Origin of the sequence: Streptomyces sp. NPDC002935 (genome assembly GCF_040611295.1) — a bacterium.
GTDB lineage: Bacteria > Actinomycetota > Actinomycetes > Streptomycetales > Streptomycetaceae > Streptomyces.
The window spans coordinates 9,736-28,390 of record NZ_JBEXNW010000059.1 but is presented as its reverse complement, the minus strand read 5'-3'; the positions used below and the strand labels follow the sequence as shown (position 1 = coordinate 28,390).

The following is an 18,655-nucleotide window of genomic DNA, read 5'->3' as shown; positions in this document are numbered from 1 at the left end:
GACTTCGCAGTGTTCCTTGTCCCGCCGTGGCTCCGTCGGTCTCCCGGCACGCCGCGAGACCAGCCAACCGAGCTTCCGAGAAGGTGTCGAGATGTCCCAGCAGCAAGCCGAGCCGGCTCTCTCCACGGGCGCCGACGGCGTGCCCGCGCACATCGCCGCGTACAACGACACGGCGGTGGACCTCCCCGTCGGCCCGCTGCATGAGCTGTTCGCCGCGCAGGCGGCCCGCACGCCCGACGCCGTCGCCCTGGTGAGCGGGGAGCGCGAGCTCACCTACCGGGAGCTGGACGGGGCGTCCGACGCCCTGGCACACCGGCTGATCGCGGCGGGCGTCGGCCCCGGTGACGCGGTCGGCCTCCTCTTCGACCGCTCCCTCGCCTACGTCGTGACGGTGCTGGCGGTACTGAAGAGCGGCGGTGTGTACGTGCCGCTGGACCCGCGCCAGCGTGCCGAGCGGCAGAGCTGGATCCTCGACAACACCGACGCCGTGCTGCTGGTCACCGACCGTCCGGCGAAGGAGACGACCGCGTTCGCCGCGGACCTGCCCGCGCTGCGGGTGAGCGACGCGAGCGCCACGGCGTACGACCCTGCGCCCGCGCCCCGCGTCGCGGTCCACCCCGACCAGGCGCTGTACGTGATGTTCACCTCCGGCTCCACCGGCACCCCGAAGGGTGTCGTCAACACCCACCGCAACGTGGTGGAGCTGGCCCTGGACCCCGGCTTCGGCACCACCGCCCACGAACGGGTCCTCGCCTACTCCCCGCTGGCCTTCGACTCCTCGACGTACGAACTCTGGGTGCCGCTGCTGCGCGGCGGCCTGGCCGTGGTCCTCTCCTCCCCGAAGATCGACATCGGTGAGCTGGGCGAGGCGATCGCCCGCCACGACGCCACGGCCGCCTACTTCACCACCGCTCTCTTCGACGCGATGGCCGGCGAGGCGATCGGAGCCCTGGCCCGGCTGCGGGAGATCTGGACCGGCGGCGACGTCCTGTCCGCGACGGCACTGACGAGGGTCCTCGACCACTGCCCGGACACCACGGTCGTGCACGTCTACGGCCCCACCGAGGCCACCGTCTTCTGCAGCTACCAGGCCTTCACCCCCGAGCTGCGCTCCCTGGAGCGGCTGCACCTGGGCGTTCCGATGGCCAACACCGCGATGTACGTCCTGGACGCCGGCCTGCGCCACACGGCCCCCGGCGAGACCGGCGAACTCTACGTCGCGGGGCCCCACCTGGCGCAGGGCTACAGCCGCCGCCCCGACATCACCGCCGAGCGTTTCACCGCCGACCCGTACGGCCCGCCCGGCAGCCGCATGTACCGCACCGGCGACCTCGCCGCCTGGAACGAGCACGGCGAGATCGTCTTCCTGGGCCGCGCCGACCAGCAGATCAAGCTGCGCGGCAACCGGATCGAGCCCGGCGAGATCGAGACCGTCCTCACCGGCCACCCGTCCGTGAACCAGGCCGCGGTGATCGTCCGTGAGGACCGGCCCGGCGACAAGCGCCTGGTCGCCTACGTCGTCCCGGCCGTCGAGGGCGTCGTCGACACCGCCGAACTGCTGCGGTACGCCGCCCAGGAGCTCGTCGAGTACATGGTCCCGTCGGCGATCGTGCCGCTCGGCGCACTGCCGCTCACGCCCAACGGCAAGCTGGACCGGCGCGCCCTGCCCGCGCCCCGGGTCGGTTCCAGGGCGAGCGGCCGGACCCCGCGCAACGGTGTCGAAGAGGTGCTGTGCGGCCTCTTCGCCCACGCCCTGGGCCTGCCCTCGATCGGCATCGACGACGACTTCTTCGCCGTCGGTGGCCACTCCCTGCTCGCCACCCGCCTGGTCAGCCGGGTCCGCACCACGCTCGAAGTCCAGCTGACCCTGCGGGAGTTCTTCAAGTACCCGACGGTGGCCCTGCTCGCCGAGTACATCGCCACAGGCGGCGGCGAGTCCGGGCGGCCAGGGCTGACGGCGGCCGAGGAGCGGCCCCAGCCGCTTCCGCTGTCGGCGGCCCAGCAGCGACTGTGGTTCCTGGACCAGCTGGAGGGCCCCTCGGCGACGTACAACATCCCCCTGGCCGTGCGGGTGCGCGGCGAACTCGACGTCCGCGCCCTCCAGGCGGCGTTCACCGACGTGGTGGGCCGCCACGAGAGCCTGCGCACCGTCTTCGGCACGGAGGGCGGCCGGACCTGTCAGCGGGTGCTCCCGGCGGACGCGGTGCGCGTCGAGCTGCCGGTCACGCCCGCGAGCGAGGCGGACCTGGCGGACCTGCTGGCCGCCGAGTCCGCGCGCGCCTTCGACCTGGGCGGTGAACTTCCGCTGAGGGCGAGCCTGTTCAGCCTCGGCGAGAGCGGGCGGGAGCACGTGCTCCTCGTGGTGATGCATCACATCGTCTCCGACGGCTGGTCGTACCAGCCGCTGATGCGTGACCTGAGCACCGCCTACGTCACCCGCTCGCGGGGACAGCGCCCGGCCTGGGAGCCGCTGCCGGTGCAGTACGCGGACTACACGCTGTGGCAGCGGCAGCTCCTGGAGGGCTGCGAGGAGGACCAACTGGGCTTTTGGAGCTCGGCGTTGGCGGACCTGCCCGAGGAGGTCACGCTGCCGGCCGTACGGCCGCGCCCGGTGGTCGCCTCCTACCGCGGTGGCACCCACACCGTGCACTGCCCGCCCGAGGTCCACGCGGCCCTGGCGGCGCTGGCCCGTGAGTCCGGCGCCTCGGTGTTCATGGTCGCGCAGGCGGCGGTGTCGACCCTGCTTTCCCGCTCGGGTGCCGGGTACGACATCCCGCTCGGCTCACCGATCGCCGGCCGCACGGACCAGCAGCTCGACGACCTCGTCGGCTTCTTCGTCAACACCCTGGTCCTGCGCACCGACCTGAGCGGCAACCCGAGCTTCCGGGAGCTGCTGACCCGCGTCCGGGAGACCGACCTGGCCGCCTGGGCGCACCAGGACCTGCCCTTCGACCGCCTGGTCGAGATCCTCAACCCCGACCGGTCGGCGGCCCGGCACCCGCTGTTCCAGGTCATGCTCACCCTGACCGACGCGGCCACCCCGACCCTGACCGCCGAAGGCCTCGACACCCACGCCGAGTTCACCTGGCTGCAGGCCGCCAAGTTCGACCTCACGTTCTCCTTCGCGGAGCACCGGGGTGCGGACGGGGTGCCCGGCGGTCTGGACATCACCGTCGAGTACGCGACCGACCTGTACGACGCGAGCACGATCGAGGCGGCCGGCGCACGGCTCGTCCGCCTGCTGGACGCGGCGGCGCAGGCGCCCGATCTGCCGGTGGGGGAGCTGGAGTTGCTGTCCTCCGGCGAGCGGTCGCTGCTGCTGGAGTCGTGGGCCGGGTCTGTCACCGGCAGCGTGGACGCCGGGCTGGGGGAGCTGTTCGCTGCGCAGGTCGCGCGTACTCCGGACGCGGTGGCTGTCGTACACGGCGGCGAGGAGTTGTCGTACCGGGAGCTGGACGAGCGGGCGAACCGGCTGGCTCGCCGGCTGATCGCGGAGGGGGTCGGTGTCGGCAGCCGGGTCGCCCTTTTCCAGGAGCGGTCGGTGGACTCGGTCGTCACCACACTGGCCGTCGTCAAGGCGGGCGGTGTGTACGTCCCGCTCGACACCCGCTACCCCGTGGACCGTATACAGCTCGTCGTCGCCCAGTCGAGCATCGGCTTCTTCCTCACGGACACCGACATCGCGGGTCTCCAACTCCCGGCCGACGCCCAGCTGTTCCACGTCCGCGACCTGGACGGCGCAGGCATGGACGCGGGCGACCCGGGGGTGCGGGTGCATCCGGACCAGCCGGTGTACGCGATGTTCACCTCGGGGTCGACCGGTGTTCCGAAGGGTGTCGCGGTCACCCACCGCAATGTCGCCGACCTGGCGCATCAGCGGATGTACGCGGGCGGCAGCCACTCCCGGGTCCTGTTCCACTCCCCGATGGCCTTCGACGCCTCCACGTATGAGATGTGGGTCCCGTGGCTGACGGGTGGGGCACTGGTCGTCGCGCCTGCCGGACACCTCGACGCCGTCGCCTATGAGCAGCTCATCGCCGACCACGCGATCACCGGTCTCTGGCTGACCGCGGGCCTCTTCCGTCTGATCGCCGAGGAGGCCCCGCATGCCTTCGCGGGTGTGCGGGAGGTCTGGGCGGGCGGCGACGTGGTGCCGCCGGAGGCTGTCCGCCGGGTGATGGACCACAACCCGGGGATCACCGTCGTCAACGGCTACGGCCCCACCGAGACCACCACCTTCGCGGCAACCCACCACATCCGCCGCCCGTTCGACTACACCGGCCCCGTCCCGATCGGCGAGGCCCTCGACAACCACCGCCTCTACGTCCTCGACGAGCACCTCAGCCTGGTCGCCCCCGGTACCCCCGGCGAGCTCTACATCGCCGGCGCGGGCCTCGCCCAGGGCTACCTCGACCGCCCCTCCCTCACCGCGGACCGCTTCGTGGCGGACCCGTTCGGGGCGCCGGGGGCGCGGATGTACCGTTCCGGCGACCTGGTCCGCTGGAACCAGGGAGGCTCGCTCGAATACCTGGGCCGGGCCGACGAACAGGTGAAACTGCGCGGCTTCCGTATCGAACTCGGTGAGATCGAGAGCGTGCTGGCGGCCCACGAGGCCGTCGGCCAGGCGGTCGTCACCGTCCGCGAGGACCGCCCCGGCGACAAACGCCTCGTCGCCTACGTCGTGCCCGCCGGAGACGACGGTCTGGACGTGAACGACCTGCGGCGCCAGACCGCGGGCGCCCTGCCCGAGTACATGGTCCCGTCGGCCTTCGTGCCGATGGAGGCGATCCCGCTGACGGGCAACGGCAAGGTGGACCGCAAGTCCCTGCCCGCGCCCAAGGCGGACAGCGAGCCCGCCGCCGGGCGCGCGCCCCGCACCCCCGCCGAGGAGGTGCTGTGCGGGCTGTTCGCCGAGATTCTCGGGCTGTCGGACGTCGCCATCGACGACCACTTCTTCCACCTCGGCGGGCACTCCCTGCTCGCCACCCGGCTCATCAGCCGCATCCGCCAGGCCTTCGGCGCGCAGATCACCGTGAAGGACCTGTTCCAGGGCCCGACTCCGGCCGCGCTGGCCGAGTTCGTGGAACAGCGGGGTGGGGAGGACGTACGGCGGCCCGTGCTGCGGGAGCGGGTGCGGCCGGAGCGGGTGCCGCTGTCGTTCGGGCAGCGCCGGCTGTGGTTCCTGGACCAGTTGGAGGGGCCGTCGGCGACGTACAACATCCCGCTCGCCCTGCGGCTCACCGGAGCCGTGGACATCGAGGCGCTGCGGCTCGCGCTCACCGACACCGTCGTACGCCACGAGAGTCTGCGGACGCTGTTCTCGGTGACGGACGGGGAGGCCGGGCAGCTGGTGCTGCCGGCCGGGGAGATCCGCCTGGACCTCCCGGTCACCCCCACCGACGAGCACACCCTGGACGCGCTGCTCGGCGCGGAGGCGGCCCGCGCCTTCGACCTGGCTGCCGAACTCCCCGTCCGGGCCTCCCTGTTCGGCACCGGCCCGCAGGACCACGTGCTGCTCGTGGTCATGCACCACATCGTCTCCGACGGCTGGTCCACCGCCCCCTTCCTGCGCGACGTGGCGACCGCCTACACCGCCCGGGTCGCGGGCCGGGCACCCGAGTGGGAGCAACTCCCCGTCCAGTACGCCGACTACACCCTCTGGCAGGAGGAGCTGCTGGCGACGGACGGTGAACGGCAGGCCGAGTTCTGGCGGCACACGCTGGGCGAGCTGCCCGAGGAGGCGACCCTCCCGGCCGACCGGCCGCGTCCGGCGACCGCGAGCTTCCGGGGCCGTACGCACGGCGTGCAGTGCCCGCCCGCGCTGCACGAGGCGCTGACCCGGCTGGCCCGGGAGACCGGGACGACCCTGTTCATGGTGGCGCAGGCCGCGGTGGCGACCGCGCTGGCCCGCTCCGGCGCCGGTACGGACATCCCGATCGGGGCGCCGATCGCGGGCCGCACCGACCAGCGCCTCGACGACCTGGTGGGCTTCTTCGTCAACAGCCTGGTGCTGCGCACCGATGTCGAGGGCGACCCGTCCTTCCGTGAGCTGCTCGACCGGGTCCGGGAGACCGACCTGGCGGCCTGGGCCCACCAGGACCTGCCGTTCGACCGGCTCGTCGAGATCCTCAACCCCGAGCGCAGCACCGCCCGGCACCCGCTCTTCCAGGTGGCTCTCACCCTCCAGGACGCGGCCAAGCCGGCCCTCGAACTCCCGGGCGTGCACGCCGAGTCGGGCTTCACCCCGCTGGAGATCGCCAAGTTCGACCTGACCTTCTCCTTCCACGAGCACCGCAACGCTGACGGCCGTCCCGACGGCCTGGACCTGGCCATCGAGTACGCGACGGACCTGTATGACGCCAGGACCGTCGAGGGGCTCGCGGACCGTCTCGTACGACTGCTGGAAGCGGCCGTCGCCGCGCCGGAACTTCCCGTCGGGGAGCTGGAGTTCACCGGCCCCGAGGAGCGGGAGCGGCTGCTGGCGATGGGTGCGGGTCCGGTCACCGAGGCCGGCTTCCCGGAAGCGGGCCTCGCGGAGCTGTTCGCCGCGCAGGTGGCCCGTACGCCGGACGCCCTCGCGGTCGCGTCCGAGGAGCGCTCCTTCACCTACGCCGAACTCGACGCCGAGTCCGACCGGTTCGCGCAGCGGATCATCGGCCTCGGGGTCGGCCCCGAGTCCGTCGTCGCCCTGATGATGGAGCGCTCGGCCGACCTCCTGATCGCCATGCTCGCGGTCGTGAAGGCGGGCGGCGCCTACGCGCCCCTCAACCCGGCCGACCCGGACACCCGCCACACCCAGATCCTCGACGAACTCGACGCGCCGGTCCTGATCACCGACCGGGCGCTGGCCGACCATCCGCTGGTCACCCGGGCGCAGGCCCGGGACCTCGTCGTCGAGGCCAAGGACCTCGACGGCCGCCCCGCGACGCGGTCCACCGCCCCCACCCACCCCGACCAGTGGCTGTACGTCATGTTCACCTCGGGCTCGACCGGCGTCCCCAAGGGTGTCGCCGTCACCCACCGCAACGTGGCCGATCTGGCCCGCCAGCGGATGTACGAGGGCGGCGGCCACCAGCGGGTGCTCTTCCACTCCCCGCACACCTTCGACGCCTCCACCTACGAGATCTGGGTGCCGTGGCTGACCGGCGGCACGGTCGTCGTGGCGCCCCGGGGCCACCTGGAGACCGGCACGCTGAGCGAGCTGATCGCCGGGTACTCGATCACGAGTCTGTGGCTGACGGCGGGGCTGTTCCGGGTGATGGCCGAGGAGGCGCCGGAGGCCTTCGCGGGGCTCCGGGAGGTGTGGGCGGGCGGTGACGTCGTCTCGCCCGAGGCGGTGCGGCGGATCCACGAGCACTGCCCGGACACGACCGTCGTCAACGGCTACGGCCCGACCGAGACGACCACCTTCGCCGCCACCCACCGCATCCGCCGTCCCTACGACCACCCCGGCACGGTCCCGATCGGTGAGGCCCTCGACAACCACCGCCTCTACGTCCTCGACTCCGCGCTCCGGCTCGTTCCGGCCGGTGCGCCCGGCGAGCTGTACATCGCCGGGGCCGGTCTGGCGCGCGGCTATGTGGGCCGCCCGTCGCTCACCGCCGAGCGGTTCGTCGCCGACCCGTACGGCGACGAGCCGGGCGCCCGGATGTACCGCACCGGGGACCTGGTGCGGTGGAACCACGAGGGCTCGCTGGAGTACCTCGGCCGGGCCGACCAGCAGGTCAAGCTGCGCGGCTTCCGCATCGAACTCGGCGAGACCGAGACCGTGCTGACGGGCCATGAAAGCGTCGTCCAGGCCACGGTGATCGTCCGCGAGGACCGGCCCGGGGACAAGCGGCTCGTCGCCTACCTCGTGGCCGCCGAGGGCGGCGTCGACCTGAACGACCTGCGCCGGCACGCCACTTCGGCACTCCCCGAGTACATGGTCCCGTCGGCCTTCGTGCTCCTCGACGCGATCCCGCTGACCGCCAACGGCAAGATCGACCGGCGCGCGCTGCCCACCCCGCAGGTCACCCACGATGTCACCGGACGCGCCCCGCGAACCCCCCAGGAAGAGGTCCTGTGCGGCCTGTTCGCGGCGGTCCTCGGGCTTCCGTCGGCCACCATCGACGACCACTTCTTCCACCGGGGCGGCCACTCCCTGCTCGCCACCCGCCTCATCAGCCGCATCCGCCAGGCCTTCGGCGTCCAACTCGGCGTCCGAGACCTGTTCCGGTACCCGACCGTGGTCGCGCTGTCCGAGCGGGTCACGGAGGGCAGCGGCGAACTTCCCCGCGCCGCGCTGACCCGCGCGCAGGAACGCCCCGAGCGCGTACCGCTGTCCTCCGCCCAGCAACGGCTCTGGTTCCTGGACCAGATGGAGGGCCCGTCGGCGACGTACAACATCCCGATGGCGCTGCGCCTCACCGGCGCGGTGGACGTCGAGGCCCTGCGGCAGGCCCTCACCGACCTGGTCACCCGCCACGAGAGCCTGCGCACCGTCTACCCCACCCACGAAGGCAAGGCCTACCAGTCGGTGCGAGCCCCCGAGCCGGTCGAACTGCCCGTCGTCCCGGTCACGCCCGACACGCTCGCCGCCCGTCTGGCCGGCCTCGCGGCCACCCCCTTCGGCCTGGCCTCCGGCATCCCGCTCCGCGCCCACCTGCTGGCCCTCGGCGACCGGGAGCACGTCCTGCTCCTGGTGATCCACCACATCGCCTCCGACGGCTGGTCCAACGCCCCCCTCTTCCGCGACCTGGCGGCCGCCTACGAGGCCCGGACCGAGGGGCAGGCCCCGCAGTGGGAGCCGCTGCCCGTCCAGTACGCCGACTACGCGCTGTGGCAGCAGCAGCTGATGGAGCAGGACGAGGAGCGCCAACTCGGCTTCTGGCGACAGGCGTTGGCGGACCTGCCGGAGGAGGCCACCCTCCCGGCCGACCGGCCCCGCCCGGCGATCGCCTCCAACCGGGGCAGCACGCACACCGTGCACGGCGACGCCGGACTCCACCAGAAGCTGACCGCGCTGGCCCAGGACACGGGCACGACCCTGTTCATGGTCGCGCAGGCGGCGGTGTCGACCCTGCTTTCCCGCTCGGGTGCCGGGTACGACATCCCGCTCGGCTCCCCGGTCGCCGGCCGCACGGACCAGCAGCTCGACGACCTCGTCGGTTTCTTCGTCAACACCCTGGTCCTGCGCACCGACCTGACCGGCGCCCCGAGCTTCCGCGACCTGCTGGACCGCGTCCGCGAGACCGACCTGGCCGCCTGGAACCACCAGGACCTGCCCTTCGACCGGCTCGTCGAGATCCTCAACCCCGAGCGCACACCTGCCCGGCACCCCCTGTTCCAGGTCATGCTGACCCTGGGCGACACGGCGGCCGACGCGCCCGAACTGCCCGGCCTGGACACGGCGTACGAGTTCTCGCAGGTGGAGATCGCCAAGTTCGACCTCACCTTCGGCTTCGCGGAGCACCGGCGGGCGGACGGGGAGCCCGGCGGTCTGGACATCACCGTCGAGTACGCGACCGACCTGTTCGACGCGAGCACGGTCGAGAGCGTCGCGGACCGTCTCCTACGACTGCTGGAAGCGGCCGTGGCCGCACCTGAACTGCCCGTCGATGCACTGGAGTTGCTGTCCGAAGGTGAGCGGTCGCTGTTGCTGGAGTCGTGGGCCGGGTCTGTCACCGGCAGCGTGGACGCCGGGCTGGGGGAGCTGTTCGCTGCGCAGGTCGCGCGTACTCCGGACGCGGTGGCTGTCGTACACGGCGGCGAGGAGTTGTCGTACCGGGAGCTGGAGGAGCGGGCGAACCGGCTGGCTCGCCGGCTGATCGCGGAGGGAGTTGGTGTCGGCAGCCGGGTCGCTCTCTTCCAGGAGCGGTCGGTGGACTCGGTCGTCACCACACTGGCCGTCGTCAAGGCGGGCGGTGTGTACGTCCCGCTCGACACCCGCTATCCGATGGAGCGCGTCCAGCTCATCGTCGAGCAGTCCGACGTCTCGTTCTTCGTCACCGACCGGGATCCCGGGGAGGTGCGGCTGCCCGCGGGGGCCAAGGTCATCCCGAGCGCGGCCCCGGATCAGGGCGACGCGGGCGATCCCGGGGTGCGGGTGCATCCGGACCAGCCCGTGTACGCGATGTTCACCTCGGGCTCGACGGGTGTTCCGAAGGGTGTCGCGGTCACCCACCGCAATGTCGCCGACCTGGCGCATCAGCGGATGTACGCGGGCGGCAGCCACTCCCGGGTCCTGTTCCACTCCCCGATGGCCTTCGACGCCTCCACGTATGAGATGTGGGTCCCGTGGCTGACCGGCGGGACACTGGTCGTCGCGCCTGCCGGACACCTCGACGCCGTCGCCTATGAGCAGCTCATCGCCGACCACGCGATCACCGGCCTCTGGCTGACCGCGGGCCTCTTCCGCCTGATCGCCGAGGAGGCCCCGCATGCCTTCGCGGGTGTGCGGGAGGTCTGGGCGGGCGGCGACGTGGTGCCGCCGGAGGCCGTCCGCCGGGTGATGGACCACAACCCGGGGATCACCGTCGTCAACGGCTACGGCCCCACCGAGACCACCACCTTCGCGGCAACGCACCACGTGAAGAGGCCCCTCGACCACACCAGGGCCATCCCGATCGGCGAGGCGCTCGACAACCACCGCCTCTACGTCCTCGACCCCCGCCTCCGACTCGCCCCACCCGGTACCCCCGGCGAGCTCTACATCGCCGGCGCGGGCCTCGCCCAGGGCTACCTCGACCGCCCCGGACTGACCGCCGACCGCTTCGTCGCCGACCCCTACGGTCCGGCCGGTGGGCGGATGTACCGCACCGGCGACCTGGTCCGCTGGAACCGGGAAGGCTCGCTCGAATACCTGGGCCGGGCCGACGAACAGGTGAAACTGCGCGGCTTCCGTATCGAACTCGGCGAGATCGAGAGCGTGCTGGCGGCCCACGAGGCCGTCGGCCAAGCGGTCGTCACCGTCCGCGAGGACCGCCCCGGCGACAAACGCCTCGTCGCCTACCTCACCGCGCAGGACGGGGCAGGCGTCGACATCGAGGACGTGAAGCGGCGCACGGCCGGGCTGCTGCCCGAGTACATGGTGCCGTCGGTGCTGATGGTGCTGGACACGATCCCGCTGACCGGCAACGGCAAGGTGGACCGCAAGTCCCTGCCCGCACCGCAGTCGAGCAGTGAGGCCGTCTCCGGACGCGCACCCCGCACACCCAGGGAAGAAGTCCTCTGCGGGCTCTTCGCCGAGATCCTCGGCCTGCCCGCCGTCACCATCGACGACCACTTCTTCCACCTCGGCGGGCACTCCCTGCTCGCCACCCGGCTGGTCGGCCGTATCCGCACCGTGCTGGAGGTCGAGGTGTCCGTGGCGACCCTCTTCGAGAACCCGATCGTGGCAACGCTCGTCGAGAAGCTCGACGGCGCCGTGGCCGCCAGGCCCAAACTGCGGCCGATGCGCCGGATGGGAGCAACCAAGTGATCCCCTTGTCCTTCGCCCAGCAGCGTCTGTGGTTCATCGCGCAGATGGAGGGCCCTTCGACGACGTACAACATTCCGCTGGCCGTCCGGCTGTCCGGTGAACTCGACCGGAACGCCCTCCAGTCGGCGATCGCCGATGTGATCGGCCGGCACGAGAGCCTGCGGACCCTCTTCCCGGACCAGGACGGCACGCCGTACCAGCACATCCTGGCCGAGGAGGAGGTGGAGTTCGAGCTGCCGGTGGTCCCGGCCACCGGCGAGACCCTGGCGGCCGTCCTCGCCGATCAGTCCGCACAGGTCTTCCACCTCGCGGTGGACCTGCCGGTGCGGGCGCGGCTGATCGCGCTCGGCGAGCGGGAGCACGTCCTGCTGGTGGTGATGCACCACATCGTCTCCGACGGCGGTTCGACCGCCCCGCTGCTCGCCGACCTGGCCGCCGCCTACGGGGCGCGCACCCAAGGGCAGGCGCCCGACTGGGAGCCGCTGCCCGTCCAGTACGCCGACTACACGCTGTGGCAGCAGGAACTGCTCGGCGAGGCGGACGACCCGGAGAGTGCCGGTTCCAAGCAACTCGCCTTCTGGCAGGAGGCGTTGGCTGACCTGCCCGAGGAGGCCACCCTCCCCGCCGACCGTCCCCGCCCGGCCGCCGCCTCCTACCACGGCGCCACCTGCACCGACCACCTGCCGGCCGACCTGCACACCGGATTCACGCACCTGGCGCGGGAGTCGGGGGCCACCCTGTTCATGGCGGTGCAGGCGGCGGTCGCGACCGTGCTGTCCCGATCCGGCGCAGGCCTCGACATCCCGGTCGGCTCGCCGGTCTCCGGGCGCATCGACGAGGCGCTGGACGGTCTGGTCGGATTCTTCGTCAACACCCTTGTCCTGCGCACCGACTTGAGCGGTGACCCGAGCTTCCGGGACCTGCTCGGCCGGGTCCGGGGGACCGACCTGGCCGCGTGGAACCACCAGGACCTGCCCTTCGACCGGCTGGTGGAGGTCCTCAACCCCGAACGGTCCGCGTCCCGGCACCCCTTGTTCCAGGTGATGCTGACCCTCGGCGAGGCCGGTTCGGACGCGGTCGGCTTCCCCGGCCTGGATGCCCGGACCGAGTACAGCGAGCTGCAGATCGCCAAGTTCGACCTGACCTTCGGTTTCGCCGAGCACCGCACCCGCGACGGTCGGCCCAACGGGCTGGACATCACCATCGAGTACGCCACCGACCTGTACGACGCGCGCACGATCGACGCCCTCATGGCGCGGCTGCGGCGGCTCCTGGAGTCGGTGCTCACCTCGCCGGACACGCCGCTGTCCGTCCTGGACCTGCTTGGCGAGCACGAGCGCCGGCAGCTCCTCGACGCGTGGGCGGGCACGGTCACCGGCGCCCCGGACGCGAGCCTGGCCGAGCTTTTCTCCGCGCAGGCCGCCCGCACCCCGGACGCGGTCGCGATGGTCGACGAGTACGAGGACTTCACCTACGGCGAACTGGACGAGCTCACCAACCGGCTCGCCCACCACCTGATCAACCTCGGCGTCCGGCGCGGTGACGTGGTCGCCGTCCTGATGGAGCGCTCGGCCGGGCTGCTCACCGCGCTGCTGGCGGTGGTGAAGGCGGGGGCGGTGTACGCCCCGCTGAACACCACCGACCCGGACACCCGGCTCGTCCAGATCCTCGCCGACACCGCGGCGCCCGTGCTGCTCACCGACGAGGCGCTGGCCGACCACCCGGTGGCCGCCGCGACCACCGCCCGCCTCGTCGTCCTCGACAACGCCACCGTCCCGGAGGGCCTGCCCGCCACCGCGCCGGTGTCCGGCGTCCACCCCGACGAGCCGGTGTACGCCATGTTCACCTCGGGCTCGACCGGCGTCCCGAAGGGCGTCGCGGTCACCCACCGCAACGTCGCCGACCTGGCCGCGCAGAGCAGGTACGCGGGCGGCGCCCACCGCCGGGTGCTGTTCCACTCGCCGGCCGCGTTCGACGCGTCGACGTACGAGATATGGGTCCCGTGGCTCAACGGCGGCACCCTCGTCGTCGCTCCCCCCGGACACCTCGACCCGGCGGGCTACCGGCGGCTGATCGACACCCACGGGATCACGAGCGTGTGGCTGACCGCGGGCCTGTTCCGGGTCATGGCGGAGGAGGCACCCGAGGCCTTCGCCGGGGTCCGGGAAGTGTGGTCGGGCGGGGACGTCGTACCGCCCGAGGCCGTCCGCCGGATCCACGAGCACTGCCCGGACACGACCGTCGTCAACGGCTACGGCCCGACCGAGACCACCACCTTCGCCGCCACCCACCGCATCCGCAGCCCCTTCGACCACCCGGGCACCGTCCCGATCGGCGAGGCCCTCGACAACCACCGGCTGTACGTCCTCGACTCCGCCCTGCGTCTGGTGCCGCCCGGTACCCCGGGTGAGCTGTACATCGCGGGCGCGGGTCTGGCGCAGGGCTACCTCAACCGGCCGTCGCTCACCGCGGAACGCTTCGTCGCCGACCCGTTCTTCGGTGCGGCCGGCCAGCGGATGTACCGGACCGGGGACCTGGTCCGCTGGAGCCACGAGGGCTCGCTGGAGTACCTGGGCCGGGCCGACCAGCAGGTCAAGCTGCGCGGCTTCCGGATCGAACCGGGCGAGATCGAGAGCGCGTTGACCGCCCACGCGGCCGTCGCCCAGGCCACCGTGATCGTCCGCGAGGACCGTCCCGGCGACAAGCGCCTCGTCGCCTACCTGGTCGCGACGCAGGACGTACGGCTGGACGTCGAGGAGGTGCAGCGGGAGATCTCCACCACGCTGCCGGAGTACATGGTCCCGTCGGCGTTCGTCGTCCTCGACGCGCTGCCGCTGACGACCAACGGCAAGATCGACCGGCGTGCGCTGCCCGCGCCCCGGCAGAGCGCGGACAGCGGCGGCAGGGCACCCCGTACCCCCGCCGAGGAGGTGCTGTGCGGCCTGTTCGCGGCCGTGCTCGGGCTCCCGTCGGCCACCGTCGACGACCACTTCTTCCACCGCGGCGGCCACTCCCTGCTCGCCACCCGGCTCATCAGCCGTATCCGTGCCGTGTGGGACGCCGACATCACCATCCGGGACCTGTTCCAGTACCCGACGGTCGCCCTGCTCGCCGAGCGGCTCACCGCGGCGGGCGGCGGCACGCGGCGGCCGGCGCTCACACCGCAGGAGCGTCCGGAGCGGGTGCCGCTGTCCTCGGCCCAGCAACGGCTCTGGTTCCTGGACCAGTTGGAGGGCCCGTCCGCGACGTACAACATCCCGATGGCGCTGCGCCTCACCGGCTCCCTCGACGCCGAGGCCCTGCGCCAGGCCCTGGGCGACCTGGTCACCCGCCACGAGAGCCTGCGCACGTACTACCCCGTCCACGAGAACAAGCCGTACCAGCACATCCTGCCGGGCGGACCCGTGGAGCTGCCGCGCGTTGCCGCCGTCGAGGAGGACCTGGCCGGCCTGCTGGGCGCGGAGGCCTCGCGCACCTTCAATCTGGCCGGTGAACTCCCCTTCCGCGCCCGCCTGTTCAGGCTGGGCGAGCAGGCGCACGTGCTGTCGCTGGTGATCCACCACATCGCCTCCGACGGCTGGTCCAACGCCCCCCTCTTCCGCGACCTGGCCGCCGCCTACGAGGCCCGCACCGAGGGGCAGGCCCCGCAGTGGGAGCCGCTGCCTGTCCAGTACGCCGACTACGCGCTGTGGCAGCAGAAGGTCATGGAGGAGGACGAGGAGCGTCAACTGGAGCACTGGCGCCAGGCGTTGGCCGAGCTGCCGGAGGAGGCCACGCTCCCCGCGGACCGGCCCCGCCCGGCGAGCCCCTCCAACCGGGGGACCACGCACACCGTGCACGGCGACGCCGGACTCCACCAGAAGCTGACCGCGCTGGCCCAGGACACCGGCGCGACCCTGTTCATGGTCGCCCAGGCCGCCGTGGCCACCCTGCTGTCCCGCTCCGGGGCCGGCCAGGACATCCCGCTCGGCTCGCCCGTCGCGGGCCGCACCGACCAGAAGCTCGACGACGTCGTCGGCTTCTTCGTCAACACCCTGGTCCTGCGCACCGATCTGAGCGGCAATCCGGGCTTCCGGGAGCTGCTGACCCGCGTCCGGGAGACCGACCTGGCCGCCTGGGCGCACCAGGACCTGCCCTTCGACCGGCTCGTGGAGATCCTCAACCCCGAGCGGACCACGGCCCGCCACCCCCTCTTCCAGGTCATGCTCACCGTCGGCGACACCTCTACCGAGGCGCCCCGACTGGGCGATCTGGAGGGCGAGTTCGCCTCCCCGTCGGCCTCCGTCGCGAAGTTCGACCTGACCTTCGCGTTCGCCGAGCACCGGGGTGCGGACGGCGAGCCCGGCGGACTGGACATCACCGTCGAGTACGCCACCGACCTGTACGACGCGAGCACGATCGAGGCCGCCGCCGACCGTCTCGTACGACTGCTACAGGCGGCCGTCACGGACCCCGAACTCCCGGTCGCCGAGCTTGAGTTGCTGTCCGGAGGCGAGCTGGAGCGGGTGCTGGACTGGAGCGGTGCGCCGACGCCGGCCCCGGCCCTCGGGCTCGACGGGCTCTTCGTCGGACAGGCGGCCCGCACCCCCCACTCCCTCGCGCTGGTCTTCGAGGAGCAGCAGCTGACGTACGCCGAACTCGACGTGTGGTCCAACCGGCTGGCCCGACACCTGACCACGCGCGGAGTCACCCCGGGCAGCCTCGTCGCCCTGCACCTGGAGCGCTCGCCGCATCTGATCGCCTCGATCCTCGCGGTGCTGAAGGCGGGCGCCGGATACACCGTGCTGGACCCGCAGTTCCCCGCCGACCGGCTCACCACCGTGCTGGGGCAGACGCGGCCGTCCGCCCTGGTCACCCAGAGCCACCTGGCCGCGCTGCCGACCGCGGCGCCCCTGGTCGACCTGACCGTGGACGCGGCCGCGATCAGCGCCCTGTCCGGGACGGACGTGGAGACCGGCGGGCACCCGGAGGCCACCGCGTGCGTCATGTTCACCTCGGGCTCGACCGGGGTGCCCAAGGGCGTGGCGGCCTCGCACCGGGCCCTCGCGGCAACCTTCATCGGACCGGACTACCTCCACTTCGGTCCGGAGCAGACATATCTGCAGAGCTCGCCGGTGTCCTGGGACGCGTTCGCGCTGGAGGTGTTCGGGCCGCTGCTGCACGGCGGGGTGTGCGTGCTGCAGCCCGGCCAGCACACCGACCCGCACCAGATCGCGGAGCTGGTGGAGCGGCACGGCATCACCACCCTGCAGATGTCGGCGAGCCTGTTCAACCACATGCTCGACGAGCACCCGGCCGTGTTCTCCCGGGTCCGGGAGGCCATGACGGCCGGTGAGGCGGCCTCGCCCGCGCACACCGCCAAGGCCCTGGCCGACCATCCCCACCTGCACCTCGTCAACGGCTACGGCCCGGCGGAGAGCATGGGCTTCACCACCGCCCACACCATCACCGCGCCCGCGCCCGCCATCCCCATCGGCCGGCCCATCGCCGGCAAGCACTCCTACGTCCTCGACGAGAACCTGCGGCTGCTGCCGCCGGGCGTGCCCGGGGAGCTGTACGTCGCCGGGCACGGGCTCGCTCAGGGCTACATCGGGCAGCCGGTGCTGAGCGCCGAGCGGTTCGTCGCGAACCCGCACGGGGCGCCCGGCTCGCGGATGTACCGCACCGGGGACCTGGCCCGCTGGAGCCAGGACGGGGCGCTGGAGTACCTCGGCCGCGCCGACCAGCAGATCAAGCTGCGCGGGTTCCGCATCGAGCCCGGCGAGATCGAGTCGGCGCTGCTGAGGCACCCGTCGGTCGCACAGTGCGCGGTGATGATCCGCGAGGACCGGCCAGGCGACAAGCGGCTGGTGGCGTACGTGGTGGCCGCCGAAGCCTCCATGGACCTCGCCGAGCTGCGCCGGCACGCCGCCGCCGCGCTGCCCGAGTACATGGTGCCCGCCGCGATCGTCGCCCTGGACTCCCTGCCGCTCACCGTGAACGGCAAGCTGGACCGGCGAGCCCTGCCCGAGCCGCCGAGGGCCGAGGCCACCGGCGGACGCTCCCCGCGGACCCCCGCCGAGGAGATCCTGTGCGGCCTGTACGCGGCCGTGCTCGGGGTGCCGTCCGTCACCATCGACGACCACTTCTTCCACCTCGGCGGACACTCCCTGCTCGCCACCCGGCTCATCGGCCGGATCCGGGCGGTCTGGGACACGCCGGTCACCATCCGGGACCTGTTCCAGTACCCGACCCCGGCCCTGCTGGCCGAGCACATCGCCGAGAACGCCGGCGGCAACCCGCTGGAGACACTGCTGCCGATCCGGGCCGCCTCCGGTGAACCGCCGCTGTTCTGCGTGCACCCGGTCTCCGGGATGAGCTGGTGCTACGCCGGACTGCTGCGGCACCTCGACGACCGGCCGCTGATCGGCCTGCAGGCACGGGAGTTGACCGATCCGGCGCTGCGGCCGGGCAGCATGGCGGAGATGGCCGACACCTACGTGGCCGAGATCCGCTCCGTCCAGCCGCACGGGCCGTATCACCTGCTGGGCTGGTCCTTCGGCGGACTGGTGGCGCACGCGATCGCGGCCCGCCTGGAGGAACTCGGCGAGGAGGTCGCCCTGCTGGGCCTCCTGGACGCCTATCCGCTGCCCGAGGGCTTCGCCGCCCCCGTCGTCGACGGGCGCGAGGTGCTCACCGCGTTCCTCGGCACCCGCGGCGCCGAACTCGACGCGGCCTGCGCCGACTCGGCGCCCGATCCCGCCGAACTCGCCGAGGTGCTGCGGCGCGAGGACCCCATCCTCGGCGCCCTGGACCCGGCGCAGGCCGCCGCGGTCGTCGAGGCGACGGCGGCGCACCTGGAGATGCGGTACCGGTACGTGCCCGAGCGGCGGTTCGGCGGGAACGCGGTGTTCTTCAACGCCTCGCGGACGCCGGCCGCGCAGACCGGCGCCGGGTCCTGGGCACCGTACGTGCTCGGCCGGATCGAGGAGTACGAAGTGGACTGCGAGCACTGGGAGATGACCGGCGCCGAACCGCTGCGGGAGATCGGCAAGGTGCTGGGCGAGCAGTTGCGGGGGGTGCGTCAGTAGAACGGGAACGGGGTGCCCGGACCTGCCGACACGGCGGGTCCGGGCACTTTCGTGTGCGCGCGACGCGGGTCCGCCGCCAACCGCCCACAACCTGCCGCTCTTGCCGCCGGAAGGCAGGTCGTGG

The 18,655-nt window shown here is 72.5% G+C and carries 2 protein-coding genes; both read left to right on the top strand.

The genetic code is table 11. The features are described from left to right. The first annotated feature begins 91 nt into the window (after nt 1–91). Entirely contained in the window at nt 92–11,461 is an 11,370-nt protein-coding gene (locus ABZX90_RS42080) for an amino acid adenylation domain-containing protein (protein ID WP_355213531.1), read from the top strand. After that, nucleotides 11,458–18,531: an amino acid adenylation domain-containing protein gene (locus ABZX90_RS42075; RefSeq protein ID WP_355213530.1), complete on the top strand. Its 7,074-nt coding sequence runs from the start codon at nt 11,458–11,460 to the stop codon at nt 18,529–18,531. The genes ABZX90_RS42080 and ABZX90_RS42075 overlap by 4 nt, the downstream gene beginning before the upstream one ends. Nucleotides 18,532–18,655 lie beyond the last annotated feature (124 nt).